Annotated in this window: 15 protein-coding genes; 7 read left to right on the top strand and 8 right to left on the bottom strand. The window is 42.1% G+C overall.

Annotated elements, in window-relative coordinates; translation table 11 throughout:
* Positions 1-55: 55 nt before the first annotated feature.
* Positions 56-1,483, bottom strand: a complete 1,428-nt coding sequence (gene gltX, locus MHN79_RS17150; protein WP_239173881.1) for a glutamate--tRNA ligase — start codon at positions 1,481-1,483, stop codon at positions 56-58.
* 214 nt (positions 1,484-1,697) lie between these two features.
* Between gltX and MHN79_RS17145 the strand changes: the two genes are divergently transcribed.
* The 5 genes from MHN79_RS17145 to MHN79_RS17125 all read left to right on the top strand — a co-directional run bounded on the left by MHN79_RS17145 (position 1,698) and on the right by MHN79_RS17125 (position 8,320).
* Positions 1,698-4,409, top strand: a complete 2,712-nt coding sequence (locus tag MHN79_RS17145; protein ID WP_239173880.1) for a heavy metal translocating P-type ATPase — start codon at positions 1,698-1,700, stop codon at positions 4,407-4,409.
* Positions 4,399-4,845 carry a DUF411 domain-containing protein gene (locus tag MHN79_RS17140; RefSeq protein ID WP_239173879.1) on the top strand — a complete coding sequence of 149 codons (447 nt, stop codon included), beginning with the start codon at positions 4,399-4,401 and terminating at the stop codon, positions 4,843-4,845. The genes MHN79_RS17145 and MHN79_RS17140 overlap by 11 nt, the downstream gene beginning before the upstream one ends.
* Positions 4,846-5,144: 299 nt before the next feature.
* Positions 5,145-5,702, top strand: coding sequence for an outer membrane beta-barrel protein (locus MHN79_RS17135; protein WP_239173878.1), 558 nt, complete (start codon positions 5,145-5,147; stop codon positions 5,700-5,702).
* A gap of 299 nt (positions 5,703-6,001) precedes the next feature.
* Entirely contained in the window at positions 6,002-6,577 is a 576-nt protein-coding gene (locus MHN79_RS17130) for an outer membrane beta-barrel protein (RefSeq protein WP_239173877.1), read from the top strand.
* Between the two features lie 249 nt (positions 6,578-6,826).
* Positions 6,827-8,320: a winged helix-turn-helix domain-containing protein gene (locus tag MHN79_RS17125; RefSeq protein WP_239173876.1), complete on the top strand. Its 1,494-nt coding sequence runs from the start codon at positions 6,827-6,829 to the stop codon at positions 8,318-8,320.
* Between the two features lie 40 nt (positions 8,321-8,360).
* Here the strand turns inward: MHN79_RS17125 and hemH are convergent, their stop codons facing one another.
* From hemH to htpG, 3 genes are all read right to left on the bottom strand, one after another.
* Positions 8,361-9,320 carry a ferrochelatase gene (gene hemH, locus MHN79_RS17120; RefSeq protein WP_239173875.1) on the bottom strand — a complete coding sequence of 320 codons (960 nt, stop codon included), beginning with the start codon at positions 9,318-9,320 and terminating at the stop codon, positions 8,361-8,363.
* 131 nt (positions 9,321-9,451) lie between these two features.
* Positions 9,452-10,096 carry an adenylate kinase gene (gene adk, locus MHN79_RS17115; RefSeq protein WP_114786585.1) on the bottom strand — a complete coding sequence of 215 codons (645 nt, stop codon included), beginning with the start codon at positions 10,094-10,096 and terminating at the stop codon, positions 9,452-9,454.
* Positions 10,097-10,403: 307 nt separating this feature from the next.
* Positions 10,404-12,305, bottom strand: a complete 1,902-nt coding sequence (gene htpG, locus MHN79_RS17110; protein WP_239173874.1) for a molecular chaperone HtpG — start codon at positions 12,303-12,305, stop codon at positions 10,404-10,406.
* A gap of 248 nt (positions 12,306-12,553) precedes the next feature.
* On the opposite strand from htpG, the gene MHN79_RS17105 reads away from it, so the two are divergent.
* Together MHN79_RS17105 and MHN79_RS17100 are read left to right on the top strand one after the other, a co-directional pair.
* Positions 12,554-13,417 (top strand): transcriptional regulator, encoded by an 864-nt coding sequence (locus MHN79_RS17105; RefSeq protein WP_239173873.1) that lies wholly within the window; start codon positions 12,554-12,556, stop codon positions 13,415-13,417.
* A 10-nt stretch (positions 13,418-13,427) separates the two neighbouring features.
* Positions 13,428-13,943 carry a regulatory protein ToxS gene (locus tag MHN79_RS17100; protein WP_152429809.1) on the top strand — a complete coding sequence of 172 codons (516 nt, stop codon included), beginning with the start codon at positions 13,428-13,430 and terminating at the stop codon, positions 13,941-13,943.
* 34 nt (positions 13,944-13,977) lie between these two features.
* Here MHN79_RS17100 and MHN79_RS17095 read toward each other — a convergent pair whose 3' ends face one another.
* Genes MHN79_RS17095 through MHN79_RS17080 form a run of 4 tightly spaced genes read right to left on the bottom strand, consistent with a single transcriptional unit; the run spans position 13,978 to position 16,244 of the window.
* Positions 13,978-14,382 (bottom strand): CBS domain-containing protein, encoded by a 405-nt coding sequence (locus MHN79_RS17095; RefSeq protein ID WP_160926193.1) that lies wholly within the window; start codon positions 14,380-14,382, stop codon positions 13,978-13,980.
* Positions 14,379-14,729 (bottom strand): P-II family nitrogen regulator, encoded by a 351-nt coding sequence (locus tag MHN79_RS17090; protein ID WP_114786579.1) that lies wholly within the window; start codon positions 14,727-14,729, stop codon positions 14,379-14,381. The genes MHN79_RS17095 and MHN79_RS17090 overlap by 4 nt, the downstream gene beginning before the upstream one ends.
* A complete protein-coding gene (locus tag MHN79_RS17085) occupies positions 14,719-15,513 on the bottom strand; it encodes a DUF1538 domain-containing protein (RefSeq protein WP_239173872.1) in 795 nt (264 codons plus the stop codon). The genes MHN79_RS17090 and MHN79_RS17085 overlap by 11 nt, the downstream gene beginning before the upstream one ends.
* A complete protein-coding gene (locus MHN79_RS17080; RefSeq protein WP_239173893.1) occupies positions 15,510-16,244 on the bottom strand; it encodes a DUF1538 domain-containing protein in 735 nt (244 codons plus the stop codon). The genes MHN79_RS17085 and MHN79_RS17080 overlap by 4 nt, the downstream gene beginning before the upstream one ends.
* Positions 16,245-16,318 lie beyond the last annotated feature (74 nt).

Raw genomic sequence — 16,318 nt, 5'->3', positions numbered from 1 at the left:
AAAAACCGCAACACGAGCTGCGGCTTTTAATATCACAGTGAGCTTCTAAAGAACTTTACGCGCTAGCTTCTCGTTGTGAAATGAAGGCTAGCGCCATCTTGATTCGAGCAATAACTCGCTCTCTACCAACTAACTCCATAACAGCATCAACAGATGGTGATTGCCCCCCCCCTGTCACTGCAACACGCAAAGGCATACCAATTTTGCCCATACCAATATCTAGCTCTTCACATACCGCAGCAATCACATTCTCTTTTATACTTGCCGTATTCCAATTTTCTAGCGTTTCAACTTTCGCTAAAGCAAGCTCTAGTGGACCTTTTGCGACACCACGTAAATGTTTCTTCGCCGCTCCAGCTTCAAAATCAGAGAAATCTTCGTAGAAGTAGCGAATTTGCTCAGCCAGTTCAACAAGTGTATTACAACGTTCACCGACAAGTTTAATCACTTGAGTAAGTGCAGGGCCGTTTTCTACATTGAGTTTTTGGTTGTCCAAATGCCACTGTAAGTGCTCTGCTACATACTCAGGATCTGACGTTTTAATATAGTGATTGTTTAACCACAAGAGCTTTTCAGTGTTAAATGCAGAAGCTGATTTGGAAATAGCATCGAGGGTGAATAGCTTTATCATCTCTTGCTGAGAGAATATCTCCTGATCGCCATGAGACCAGCCCAAACGAACCAAGTAGTTATTAAGCGCATTTGGCAAGTAGCCTTCATCGCGATATTGCATTACAGAAACAGCCCCATGACGCTTAGATAACTTAGCACCATCATCGCCCAAGATCATCGCGCAATGAGCGAATGTCGGAACTGGGGCACCCAGAGCTTCATAGATGTTAATTTGACGTGGGGTGTTATTAATATGGTCTTCACCGCGCACAACATGAGTGATTCCCATATCCCAATCATCAACGACAACCACAAAGTTATAAGTTGGTGCGCCATCAGTTCGGCGAATAATCAGATCATCTAATTGATCGTTAGCGATTTCAATACGGCCACGGATCTGATCTTCAAACACAACACTGCCTTGTGTTGGGTTACGAAAACGCACTACACACGGATCGCCGTCTTTCGCTGCTTCATTGGCCGCTATGATTTTGGGGTGACTCGCATCATAACGAGGCATTTGCTTATTTTCTTCTTGCTCAGCTCGAATTTCATCAAGAAGCTCTTTTGACGCATAACATTTATACGCTTTGTCTTGAGCTAGCAAGGTATCAACCATTTCGTTGTAACGATCAAAGCGCTTAGACTGGAAATAAGGTCCTTCATCACACTCTAGCCCCATCCACTGCATCCCTTCAAGAATCGCATCGACGGCTTGCTGAGAGTTACGCTCTAAGTCAGTATCTTCGATACGTAGAACAAACTCACCACCTTGGTTTTTTGCAAAAAGCCATGAATACAATGCTGTGCGAGCACCGCCAACGTGAAGATAGCCTGTAGGGCTAGGAGCAAAACGAGTTTTAACCGTCATTTAAAAATACCTTGATTAGCTGAATGACTGCACCATGAGAAGGCGCTAAAATTGCGCGTATTTTATCATTGATCTCCAAATCTACAATCCACTAGTGACAAAATTCACCCATACAAACTGATCTCTCATCCCTAGTAACGCAATAATACACTTCTTGACCTTACCCCAAAGGTAAGGTTTATCCTTACCCATGGTTTATAGTGAGGGGCAGAAAATGCAAAGGTTAGATATTCCACTTTCAGGCTTAAGTTGTATGGGATGTGCACGTAAAGTAGAACGTCTCTTAATACATGAACATAGCGCATTAATCCATGAGCTAACGCCTAAACTTGTGTGTTTGGAGACAAACAGCCCGTTTAAAGAGATAGAATCATCTATTATTACCCTTGGCTATCATGCCGGTCATCAGTATCACTTCCATCTTGAAGGTTTAAGCTGTACCAAATGTGTCACTAAGCTCGAAAACGCTCTAAACAGCCATACAGGTATCGGACATTTTCAAGTATCGAAAACTGAATTGTCTCTTTCCACGCTACTTACTGAGCAAGAGATCAAAGATCTAGTTGAATCAGTTGGCTATAAAGCGAGTCGCGAACAATCTGAGATACCCGAGTCACAGCAGCAAACCTCTTCCCAACCTGGGCAATTAACATTAACTGAAAAAAGCAGCACCTATCCTTTAAACTTTTTCATCTCAGGCATGACCTGCGCAAGCTGCGTGGCGTCTGTTGAGCGCGCGTTAATTAATGTAGATCGGGTAGAGCGCGCGCAAGTCAATCTAGCCGAGCAAAGTGCCATTGTTTTCAGTCTATCAAATGATAAATCCATTATCGCATCTGTTTTAGACTCGGTGAAGAAAGCCGGATATCAGGCCGAATATGTTCTCGACCCAGAAAGTCTGCAGCAAGAGCAGTTAGTCAAACAAAAATGCATACAAGACCAGCACAAAAAAAGTGCTTGGCAAGGCTTAGCGATCGGCGCTCCGCTCATGCTTTGGGGAGTACTAGGCGGCAATATGATGATACGCGGCACTCAAGACCAACTCATCTGGGGCGCTATTGGACTGATATGCTTATGGTTACTAGCAACAGCAGGGCGCTCCTTCTTTACCAACGCATGGCAAGCGCTGAGTAATAAACGAGCAACAATGGACACATTAGTTGCCCTTGGTACAGGTTCAGCCTGGCTGTTTTCCATGCTGATCGTGAGTTTTCCTCAATGGTTTCCACAAGCGTCACGCCATGTTTATTTTGAAGCCAGCGCCATGATAATAGGCTTGATTTCTCTCGGGCATTACATCGAAGCCAAAGCTAAAGCTAAAACCACACTTTCACTTCAATCGTTAATCAACCTTCAGCCAAGCAATGCTACCGTCATTACAGAATACGGCGATAAAGTCATGGCGATAAAAGAGATAACACAAGGGATGCAACTTAGAATTAAGCCTGGTGAGAAAATCCCTGTTGACGGAATCGTCTTATCGGGTCAATCCTATCTTAACGAGTCCATGTTAACTGGCGAACCCATTCCAGTGTTTAAGGAGCAAGGCTCTCTGGTCTCAGCCGGAACCGTAAATCAAGACGGCAGTCTGGTGATAAAAGCCACCAGCGTTGGTCGCAATACCATGTTAGCCAGGATCATTAATATGGTGCGCACAGCGCAAAGTAGTAAACCAGCAATAGCCAAGCTGGCTGATCAGATTTCTTCTGTATTTGTTCCTGTTGTCGTAGTAATTGCGCTTGTTTCTGCATTAGTTTGGCTTTTGTATGGGCCTGAACCCAAAGCCAGTTATATGTTAATTGTCTCCACAACTGTGCTTATTATCGCTTGTCCCTGCGCGCTTGGCTTGGCTACCCCACTTTCAGTCACCGTCGGAATCGGAAAAGCTGCAGAAATGGGCATACTGATTAAAGATGCCGACGTGCTTCAGTCTGCCAGTAAAATAAATACAGTAGTGTTTGATAAAACGGGCACGCTAACACAAGGTAAGCCTCAAGTTGAATCTGTGTTTGTCAAGGCTGGAGATGAAAGCCACCTACTCACTTTGGCGGCAAGTTTAGAACAACATTCCGAGCATCCTCTTGGTAAAGCCATTGTTGACCTTGCCGAGCAAAAACAACTTCACCTTGAAGAGGCGAGTCAGTTTACCAATCTGCGCGGTATGGGGGTAACAGGTCTAGTTCATGATGAACAGACCTCAGTTGTGTCCCTCAACTATGCTAAGCAGCAAGGGATAAACACTGATGCTTTCAACTCAGAAATTGAGCAATGTGCCACTTATGCATGGACGCCAGTTATTGTCGTCCAAAAAAATAATGTGCTAGGAATCATTGCTATTAGTGACCCAATTAAACCAGACTCCAAACAGGCAATTGACAGTTTAAATTCAATGGGCATCAATACTGTGATGTTAACCGGGGACAATCAAGATGTGGCAAATTCGATTGCTTCCCAGCTAGGAATAAAAACGGTTATCGCCCAAGTGCTGCCCGATCAAAAAGCGCGGCATATTAAGCAATTACAAACACAAGGTCAGCGCGTTGCTATGATTGGTGATGGGGTGAATGATGCACCAGCCCTTGCAACCGCCGATATCAGTATTGCGATGGGAAGTGGCAGTGATGTTGCGATTGAAAGTGCTCAGATGACTCTACTGCACTCATCGCCTGTGGGCGTAGTTAAAGCAATTGAATTATCTAAAGCTAGCATAAAAAATATGAAGCAAAACTTGTTTGGCGCCTTTATTTATAACAGTTTGGGTATCCCTATTGCAGCAGGTGTTCTCTACCCAGCTTTTGGCTTTTTACTCAGCCCTGTGGTTGCTGGCGCAGCCATGGCGCTCTCTTCCATCACTGTGGTCAGCAACGCTAATCGCCTGCGTCTGTTTAAACCTTCACACCCTATCAGAGGTCACTATGAAAATTAACCTTGTCGCACTTGCGCCGTTTTTACTTCTCTCGCACCAAGTTCTGGCTGCCGATGTTATCAATCACAAATCGCCTTATTGCGGCTGCTGCACGGCTTGGACCAAGCACATGCAAGAAGAAGGCTTCACGGTAAAAGAAAAACTGCATGATAATATCAATGGCATCAAAAAAGAGCTGGGTATTACACCACAGTTAGCATCTTGTCATACCGCCGAGATTAATGGCTACGTTTTTGAAGGCCATATCCCTGCCAAAGATATCAAAGTGTTTTTAGCCAACCCGCCTAAAGGTGCAAAAGGACTAGCTGTCCCCGGTATGCCGATAGGCTCTCCAGGGATGGAAAATGGCGCTCAAAAACAGGCTTATACCGTGTATGCATTTAACCAAGATGGGCAAGTATTTGAATATCAAACCTACCCTAAAAGTAACAAATAGCCCTTAACTTTTATGAAATTATATTTTAAAGCACCTGAAAATTCAGGTGCGAGTCTTATAAAATCAGAGTAACAAAAGATATTAATGACAAACAAAACAACAGGTTAGATATAAAATTTAACTTTATTCAACTGTTTTTAATTTTGTTTATCGCTTCATCACACCAGTTTGCAGTAACTTTCCCCCTTCACAAAAAAGTCGTACCAAGATGCGGCGCCTTAAACTAGAGGCTCTTTAGTGGGTGACCGCTCACTTAGTTACCTCTTTTTCTTAAAGACAACAACTTGAGTGTATAACACATGAAAAAAGCATTACTTATTGCAGCGGTTGCTGCTAGCGCTTCTATGCCTTCGCTTGCTAACGATACCTACTTCGCTCTTGAATTAGGTGCTGGTAAATACGATTACTCCGGAAAGACTGCGAGTGCAGCTAAAGAAATTGACGACATGGGTGTATTTGGAATGAAAGTAGGTCATTACCTAAATCAAAATGTACGTGGTTATGGCTACCTTCAGCTTTCTGTGAGTGACGAATATCTTCATACAGACGTAACCACTCGTGAAGCAGGTATCGGTGCTGATTACCTACACTATGTAAATGATAAGTTTTACCTACTTGCTGGCGGTAACCTTGGATACCAAAAAACAGTAGTTGAGAATGACGTTGTCGGCCTTAAAAGAGACAATACTGGTCTTGCAGCAGGTGCTAATTTAGGTTTGGGTTACAAGTTTACTGATAATTTTGGTATGGAACTAGGTTACCGCCATAACCAATATTTTAGCAATGAAATCAAAGAAATAGAGCTTAACGTTGATGCTACTGATATTGCTTATATCAACGCTAACTTCGCGTTCTAAGACGATTTGATGAATAACATAATGCCGCTTATTGCGGCATTATTTGTTTCTACTCTACCGAATCTGGCTGCATGGAATAGTCCCTTCTTTCTCTGCAAGCTTGGCTAATCAAACCATTGCTAGCCTCATCTAGCTTTCGTCTCCAAAGTCATTATTTGTTATAACTATCAATTATTTACATAGTATTTTTATTCAATGCAAATTCTCAAACGTGTTCTAAGATTTATGCATGAAATTGCATATAGATAAAATCTAATTTATATATTTGACGAATATCTAGGATATAAAAAGGGAATAAGATGAAAAAAACATTGGTTATAGCAGGGGTAACAGCGATGGTTTCTATGCCTTCGTTTGCTAACACTTATTTTGCACTTGGAATTGGCGCTGGTGAGTATGATTATTCTGGCCCTAGCTCAAGTTCGCAAACCTTTAAGCAAATAAATGATATGGGTTCATTCGGGCTAAAAATAGGCCATTATTTTAATGACAGCCTGCGTGCATATGGCTATATACGAGGGTCGGCGAGTGATTCATACAACAATGCTGATATAGTTACTCGTGAGTTGGGAGCCGGTGCAGACTACTTAAGCTATATCACCAGTCAACTTTACTTACTTGCTGGCGGTAACCTTGGCTATCAAAAAACAATCTTAGAGGATACAAATCCTCCTGCTACAAAAGATGACAATACAGGGCTATCTTCGGGTATCAATCTAGGTTTAGGGTACAACTTTACCGAGAATTTTGCTTTAGAAGTAGGCTACCGTTATAGCTACTATTTCAGCAACGATATTAAGAATTCTGATATAGGCTTAAACGTAAGTGTTGACTCAAACTACAATGCTTACCTTAACGCTAAATTCAAGTTTTAACCAACAAGGGTGATACCGTAACCTTGGCGGTATCGCCATGAATAGATGTAATTATCAAGTACTAGACTTATCCCATTGTCGACTAAATCATTCGCAACATTTAGTTTAATCCATTGATTTATCGATTAATAATCAATCCCACCCAAACAAATTCTCATTTATGGGACAGAAACAACATTTCTTACACTTATATTCGACAGCAAAATTAGGATACACTGACTATATAATGCTATTTATCAATAGAGATGAATGAATTTACTCGAAAAAGCCAAAAACGAACATTGCAACCTTGCCATCGCCGATATTGTCTACAACCCTCATGACAAGTCTTTACGCTCAGGGCAAGAAGAGATTCCACTCGAACCCAGAAACATCGCCTTGTTGGAAGTGTTACTTTCTAACGTGGATGAGCCTACCTCTATTGATGAATTTATCGAGTTGGTGTGGGAAAACCAATACATCTCGAAAAATGTGGTAACAAACCGAATAAGCTTATTGCGTAACCTGTTTCGTCAGCATACTGAGCAAGCCGATTCAACCAAAATCATCGTAACCTACCCCAAGCGCGGTTACTATATCCCACAAAGTTTTGTTCAGCTTATCGACAAAGACGAAACCAGTACACCAAGCCCAACTCCCAATATATCCGCAAATTCCACCACTAAGAACACCATTATGCGCTACATGGGATGGAGTCTTAGTGTTGTGTTTGCCGCATTGACTATATTGCTTGCAATACATACTTGGTCCCACTTCAACCAAAGTAAACAAAATAATACCCTGCATGTCCCTCAAGTACGGCTGTTGCTTGATACTGTAGTTTGTGAAGATGAGGGGCTTGAGGATGCCGCACTCAAAATCAAAGCGCTGATCCTCTATGCCTACAGTTCATCTCCCTATATTCATCTGTCTAACATGAGTTCACCGAGCTTTTATTTGCACAGCTTAAGCGAGCACTGCCACTTCCCTGGCTCAGATGCCGCCTATGACTCAGATTACCGTTTACGTTTTAATTTGTGGGAAGATGAGGGCGGAAAAGTCCACTTGGAAAGCCTTTTGCACCTAACAGCTTCAGGAAGAGTGGCATGGCGAAAGATTTATCCTTTTGAACCACAGCAACTAACCGAAACCGTGAATCAATTAAATGCTGATTTAAGTGATTACTTTAAGCTGCCACAAGATATACAAAGCTTTTCTCATCACGTGTCTGGCTCCATCATACCGATTTCCAATACCAACTTGAATAACTTACTCAGCCGTCCTCTTTCAGATATGGAAGTGCTGTTTTACACCCGAGAATTACTTTTTACAGACCAATCACAAGCCGATTTTAAAAAATGGATCGCTAAAGTTAAGGAACGTGAGCCAATTACTCCACCCGATTTGCATATGTTGCTGGCTCTTATTACCTATCGCTCAGGAGATGTTGAGCGAAGCCTTAGGATGCTTGAACGAGAATACGCCGCTGAAATTCCTGATAATGCGCTGATTTTTCTTCTCCAAGCCAATATCAATCGAGAAAAAGGCAACAAGCAGATGTATCTTGCCTATTATTTGAAAGCGATCTCGGCATTAACAACAACACTTCCAGCGGAACATGTCTTTGATCTCTATTCAAGCCAAAATAGAAAACAAGCTTGTTTAGAACTATGGCAAGAAGCATTGCACGATATTAAATATATTCAGCGTCCTAAGTCCGTGCTTTGGCAAGGCGTTGAAACCTTTTGCCGACCTTATCCATAGAATAAAAGCCACCCGAAGGTGGCTTTTATTTGGCATTACTTTAGGACTCGTTAATTATCTCTATCATCATTTGGATATGAAGCTCATCATCATTCAAACATGGAATAAAATTAAACACGTCTCCTCCATGTTCAATGAAAATCTCGCAGCATTGCTCTGAGATTTCTTCCAACGTTTCCAGGCAATCTGAGGAAAAAGCCGGAGTAATAATATCCAGCTTCTTAACGCCTTTACTAGGAAGTTGCTCAAGCGTCTTGTCCGTATAAGGTTGCAGCCACTCTTCACGACCAAATCGAGACTGATAAGTCATCCCAACTTGCTCTTTTGTTAAACCTAATTCAAGTCTTAATAATTCAGTGGTTGCTTCACAATGATTAGGGTAGATGTCACCATTATCTGCATAGCGCTTGGGAATGCCGTGGTAAGAGCACAACAAGTAATCGCCTTGACCTTTTTCTTGCCAAGAACGTCGGACACTTTCAGCTAAGGCCTTAATATAAGTGGGATGATCATGATAATCACGCACTAGTCGATAATTGGGCATCACAGGGATAGATTGAAAGGCCTTGGTTAACCCATCAGACACCGCAGCTGTCGTTGTACTAGAATACTGAGGGTAAAGAGGCAGCACAATAACGTCTTCAACACCCGATTCCATCAACTTTTCAAGCCCAGTCTTAAGACTAGGGTTGCCATAAGTCATTCCAAGCTCTACTGGCATATCAATCTGCTGTTTAAGTTTATCGGCTTGCCTTTTGGCATATACCAGAAGAGGCGAACCTTCGTCCATCCATACCGTTTGATATAACTTGGCTACTTTGGGCGAACGTATTGGCAAAATAACGCCGTGCAATAGCGGACACCAAAGCCAACGCGTCATATCTACCACTCGCTTATCATGCAGAAACTGGCTTAAGAAGCGTTTTACTGCTGGGGCTGTCGGTGCATCAGGTGTTCCCAAGTTAACCAACAGCACCCCTTGTTTTTTTGTACTTTGCATAACACCTCATCGACACTATAAAACAGGCTTTACGATGTAAACCTCTTTACCGATCAAAAGGTAAAGATAAAAAAGCGACCTAAACGGTCGCTTTCACTATATCAAACTTTTTAATTGCGATGTAAATAGAATTAAGCTAGTGCTTTTTCTATATCCGCACTCACTTCTTCAACGCGTTTCGTGCCATCAAATTTTAGATATTGAGTGCTTCCTGCTTGAGCTTCTTTGCCATAATACTCAATGAGAGGCGCTGTTTGTTCATGGTACACACCAAGGCGCGCGCGAACCGTCTCTTCTTTATCATCATCGCGCACAACGAGATCTTCACCAGTGATATCATCCTTACCTTCAACCTTAGGCGGGTTGTAAGTAACGTGGTAAGTACGACCAGAGGCCAAATGAGCGCGTCGACCCGCCATGCGTTCAACAATGACATCATCTGCTACATCGAACTCAATAACATAATCAACCACAACACCCATTTCTTTTAGGCCATCAGCCTGAGGGATTGTACGTGGAAAACCATCAAGCAAAAAACCTTTCTCGCAGTCATCTTGCGCAATACGTTCTTTGATTAAGCCAAGGATAATGTCATCAGAGACTAGCTGACCAGCATCGATAACAGCTTTGGCTTGCTTGCCAAGCTCAGTGCCAGCTTTGATCGCAGCACGTAACATATCACCAGTAGAAATCTGTGGAATACCATATTTCTCCATGATGAATTGAGCCTGAGTGCCTTTGCCTGCACCTGGAGCACCTAGAAGAATGATGCGCATGTTAAATCCTCTTAAGATTGTTGATTTATACCGAAGCTCACAATATTGATTTCACTACGATACGCAGTGTTATGCGACGATAAGTTTTGGTATAAGTGTTATTTAGTGATAATAAAACAGGCGTGCACATTACACGCCTGTTCACTGAGTTTCAAGATTGCATTCTATCACACAATCGGTCACTAAAGATCAGTTCAAAAGCTAAGATTGCCCACTTACTCACACTAACCTTAGCAACCTCTCTGTATGAGCAATAGAACTCAATCGTTAAAAAGCCCGCATATTACGAGCTTTTTAATCAATATTATTAGTTTGCCAGCAGCGAATTAATCGCACCAACAAATTGTGATGGGTCTTCCATAGAACCTCGTTCAGCTAACATAGCTTGACCAAGCAGCACTTCAACCCAGCGGCCAAATGCTTCTTCATCGGCTTCATCAGCCATACGTTTAACGAGATCGTGCTCTGGGTTAATTTCAAAAATGTATTTCACTTCAGGGGCTGCTTGTCCTGCCGCGGCAAGTAGCTTAGCCATTTGTGTACCCATTTCAAAATCATCCGTCACAACAACAGCGGGAGTTGAAGCAAGTTTGAAAGTCGTACGAACTTCTTTTACGCGATCGCCTAAATACTCTTTAGTGCGATCGACAACAGATTTAAACTCTTCTTCCGTTTCTTTCTGTTTTTCTTTCTCAGCTTCATCTTCAAACTGGCTAAGATCAAGGCCTGCTTTGGTGATAGACTGGAATTGCTTACCGTCAAACTCAGTTAGATAGTTCATGAGCCATTCATCAATACGATCAAACATCAAAATGACTTCAATACCTTTTGCTTTAAACTGCTCTAAATGAGGGCTGTTTTTTGCAGCTGCATAGCTATCCGCCGTCAAGTAATAGATCTTATCTTGACCTTCTTTCATACGCTCAACATAAGATGCTAAACCAACGCTTTGTTCTTCAGAGTCATTGTCTGTAGAAGCAAAACGCAGCAAGGCAGCCACTTTCTCTTTGTTGGCCATGTCTTCTGCTGGGCCTTCTTTTAGCACAAGACCAAATTCTTTCCAAAATGACTGATATTTCTCTTCATCATTTTTTGCCATGCGCTCAAGCATAGTCAAAACACGCTTGGTGCACGCATTGCGCAGTGACTGAGTCACTTTGTTATCCTGAAGGATTTCACGTGACACATTTAGCGGCAGATCATTAGAATCTATTAAGCCACGAACAAAACGTAAGTATGACGGCATAAATTGTTCTGCGTCATCCATGATGAAAACACGTTGAACGTAAAGCTTAAGACCAGATTTATGATCGCGGTTCATCATATCCCAAGGTGCTTTAGCTGGAATATACAATAAGCTAGTGTAGTCGTTCTTACCTTCTACACGATTATGGCTCCAAAGCAAAGGATCGGCGAAGTCATGTGAAACATGCTTGTAGAATTCTTGATACTCTTCTTCTGAGATATCTGATTTGTTACGAGTCCAAAGCGCTTGAGCCTTATTAATTTGCTCCCACTTTTTCTCACCCGTTTCTTTTCCTTCTTCATCACGTTCTGCAGTCTGAATAGACACTGGAATACCGATGTGGTCAGAATACTTGCTGATCACCTCACGAAGGCGCCACTCATTTAAGAATTCTTTGCCTTCTTCACGCATATGAAGAACAATGTCGGTACCACGAGATTCTTTTGAAATGGTTTCTATCGTGTATTCACCTTCACCCGCTGAATGCCACTGAACTGCTTCATCCGATGCAATTCCTGCGGCGCGAGTGCGAACAGTTACTGCGTCCGCAACAATAAATGCGGAATAAAAACCAACACCAAACTGGCCAATGAGTTGTGAGTCTTTAGATTGGTCCTCTGACAACTTCGAGAAAAACTCTGCTGTACCCGATTTAGCAATAGTACCTAGATGCTCGATAACATCATCGCGGCTCATGCCTATACCATTGTCAGAAATAGTTAGTGTATTGGAGCTTTCATCAAAAGAGAGTTTGACACCAAGATCTGCATCCCCTTGATATAAATCAGGATTAGACAAAGCTTGGAAACGTAGTTTATCCGAAGCATCCGAAGCATTAGAGATAAGCTCACGTAAAAAAATCTCTTTATTCGAATAAAGAGAATGAATCATCAAGTGAAGTAACTGTTTTACTTCAGACTGAAAGCCACGAGTTTCTTTATTTTGTGTTGCCGTTTCGCTCATGTTCGCTCCATAACATCTATAATTATCAGGCCTTACATTTATAAATGAGGCCGACGCTGACATAATCTGCAAACTAACATGAGGGTGCCAAATGTAAATTCAAGGTCAAAATTCATAAAAACATTGTTTTTTTGATTTTATTTTGTCTATCCTTGCACCTCAAAAAATCAAAAACAATATTTACCGTCTCTCGAAACACGTTTTTTGGCGCATCTGATAAAACCTAACTAACAAGATGGTTATACCGAATGAGTAACATAGGCACTAAGTTCAATCTTTCAAATAGATTTACTTTTGACCCCAATACAAACTCTCTGGTGGACAACTCAAACGATAATAACGAAGTTATACGTTTGGGAAGCAATGAAAGCAGAATTTTGCTTTTGCTATCAGAAAAGCCCAATGAAATTGTATCTCGAAACGAACTGCATGATTTTGTTTGGAGAGAACAAGGTTTCGAAGTTGATGACTCGAGCTTAACTCAAGCTATTTCAACACTTAGAAAACAGCTCCAAGATTCAACAAAGTCACCACAATTTATCAAAACAGTACCAAAACGTGGTTACCAATTGATTTGTAGTGTCGAGCGCACAACGCCTTTGATGAGTGGTACTCTGTCTCAAGAAGAGGAAACATTAGAAGCTACCCAACTAGATAGTGAAACCACTACCAATGTAGGCATAGACGACACAAAATACTCCCCCATAGCTCAATCAAAGCCTCAAGCAGATCAAATAGCATCACCCTCGGTGGAATCACCACGATGGGGAATACGAGTCATGTTATTACTCGCATTACTTATCCCCTTGAGTGTTATTTTATTTACTAACCCTGCTGAATCTACCTTTCGTCAAATTGCTATGTATGATGGTACGCCGGTAAAAACACCGATTAATCATCCAGATTTAACTCCTTGGTATCCATCAATCGAACAGTGTGTGAAGCGATACAACACTGTCCATGCTTCTGTAGCACCAGTCGAAGTCATTGCTACAGGCGGTCAAAACAACCAGCTAGTACTCAACTACATACACTCGGTCGCTAGTTCAGGTGAAAACATCACTGTTCGTATATTTGCCGATCAAAAAGATCTCAACAAAGTTTGCCAATAGGAAAAATAAAATGAACCATAAAATTGCAGCCGGTTTACTTGTTTTGTCAGCTTTGTTTAGTAGTTGGCTTTATTGGGGAAGTGATCTAAAAGTTGAGCAAGTGCTGATATCTAAAGAGTGGCAGTCAAGAATGGTAACACTGATTACGGACAGTTTAAGAGAAGAGTCAGTGGGCTCTCTTCGCCGTGTGACCGTAGATTCAAATGTGAAATATTTGCCAAATGGTCAGTACAACCGCTTTGCTACTGTAAAACTATATGGCAATGACACAAAAAATGAGAGTGTTATTAACATTTCTGAAGAAGGTGAATGGGATATCAGTGATAACTACCTTCTAGTATCACCGGTAACATTTAAAGATGTATCCTCAGCTCAAAGTAAAGATTTCACCGAAGAGCAGCTTAAGCTCATTACTCAAATCTTTAAAATGGATGCTCAGCAAAGCCGAAGAATAGATATAGTTAATGAGAATACATTGTTACTAACCAGTCTAAACCATGGTTCTACCGTTCTATTTTCTAACTAACACTTTCAATTTTCGCTGCTTGGGGGATGAATAGCTATTCATCCCTCGCCATGCCACTGAGTACGATATTGTTGTAGCTGACCATACCAAGGATTTGACCATTTTCGATCACGGGTGCACGGCTGATACCAAAACGTTCAAATAACCTAGCGCAATATTTTACCTGCATATCAGGACCTACTGCCAACGCAGGTTTAGTCATAATTTCATATATGTTTACCCGATCAGGCGAGCGATTCATTGCTAGTACTTTTTTGGCTATATCATTCATTAATACCAGGCCATATTCATCGTCATCATTACGTTTATTAACCACTAAAGCTTTAACTTGATGCTTTCTCGCCAGCAGAATACCTTCCCTAACCGTCGTTAGACCATCTATCATAACGTAGTTATCGGCCATAACATCACGGACACATACTTTTTGATCACCACTCATAACTCGTTCCCTACCACTTCCGACAATTTTGCTACTTGGTGGGCAACGCCAACCGCATCTTCAACATCAATTTGCACAGCAATGCCTTGTCCAGACTCTTGGTCAAACTCACCCACTTCACTGATTTTCTCCAGGATATGCCTCGAAAGATGTTCTTCAACAACAAAAAGAAGTACATCTTTTTGTACTTCTAGGGTAAGGCCAAAAAAGGTGGATTTCTTATTTAGCCCTTCTCCTCTTGCATGATTTATAACGGTCGCTCCTGTTGCTCCAGCCTCTCTCGCTGCATCAAGCACAGAATCAGTTCTGCTATCTTCAACAAAAGCGAGTATCAATTTAAAGCGCATTCTCTTTGTCCTCCTGTGATGAGCTTTTGCCAAGCCAATGAGTTATTTGTGCGTACCCCATAACAGAGATGATGGGAAACAAGCTCGCAAATGCGATAAGCCCGAAACCATCAATCATTGGGTTTCGTCCAGGTACTGTAGACGCTAGGCCCAACCCCAAAGCCGCCACTAAAGGTACGGTTACGGTAGAAGTTGTTACACCTCCCGAGTCGTATGCGAGCGGCACTATAAGTTTAGGGGCATAAAATGTCTGAGCGACCACAACAATGTAACCTGTGATGATGTAGTAATGGATAGGATCCCCTACAACAATTCTGTAACTACCCAATGAAATACCAAAAGCAACTCCAAGTGCGACTGCGATACGAAGTCCATTGACACTGATTGCCCCAGCCGACACTTGGTTAGCTTTTATCGCCACCGCAATTAAAGAGGGTTCGGCAATTGTGGTGCTAAAACCAATACAAAATGCAAACAAATACACCCAATAATAATCCTGCCAGCCTATAGTTCCCTCTGAAGCCGTACCAAACTCTTGTAAAAAAGAAGGTTGGGTCAACTGCATTGCCATAGTTTCACCAAGAGGAAACAATGCAAGTTCAAGTCCGATTAGAAACAGAGAAAGGCCAAGAATGACATACCCAAAGCCAGCGACAACCTTAGGCCAATTGGTCACAGGGCGGCGCAAAACCGCAAACTGAAAGCCAAAAATAATTGATGCTATCGGCAATACATCTGTGATTGTATTACTAAACGTCCCTATAAATTCAGACCAAGCAATCACGCGACCACCATTCCGTAAACCATAACAAACATCATGGGCAACAAAGAAGCAAAAGCAATTAGACCAAATCCATCCAACATGGGGTTACGCCCCTTAATTGCTGATGCTAGCCCAACTCCTAATGCGGTAACGAGAGGCACTGTAATCGTGGATGTCGTAACCCCTCCAGAGTCGTAGGCAACCCCAATAATGCTTTCGGGTGCAAACATCGTCAATACCACAACACCTATGTAGCCTCCGATAATCATGTACTGAATCGACCAGCCTCGAAGGATACGCAATACGCCGAGCATAATGGCTACCCCTACTGATAGAGCAACGGTATACCTCAGACCATTTGCGTAGCTATCCATTGACGCCTCGTTAGCCGCGATCATCCCCCCTTCTGCCGCGACTTGAGCTGCCTCTGCAGAAACCGCAGTGAGAGCCGGCTCCGCCACTGTCGTTCCAAAACCTAGACAAAACGCAAATAGCATTAGCCAAGCAACGCTTCCTTTCCGAGCAAAAGCCTGGGCCATCGACTCTCCGATTGGAAAAAGCCCCATTTCTAGTCCGAAGATAAAAAAGGTTAGACCCGTTACGACCAAAACGAGACCAAACAATATTGATAACATGTTGGGTAAAGGCTCTTGTAATACAATAAGTTGAAAAAAAGCAATGACAGCCACTATTGGCAACAAATCTCTCAAACTTCCTAAAAATGATTTTAGAAGTGCGGCCACAGCCTGCATATCAACCTCATATCCAATTATTTGCCATTCGTTATGGCGATAAGACGCTGATGTAAGTTTGACCCAAATAGAGC

It is taken from the genome of Vibrio sp. Of14-4, assembly GCF_022347625.1.
GTDB classification, from domain to species: domain Bacteria; phylum Pseudomonadota; class Gammaproteobacteria; order Enterobacterales; family Vibrionaceae; genus Vibrio; species Vibrio pristinus.
This window is presented reverse-complemented; position numbering and strand designations above follow the sequence as displayed.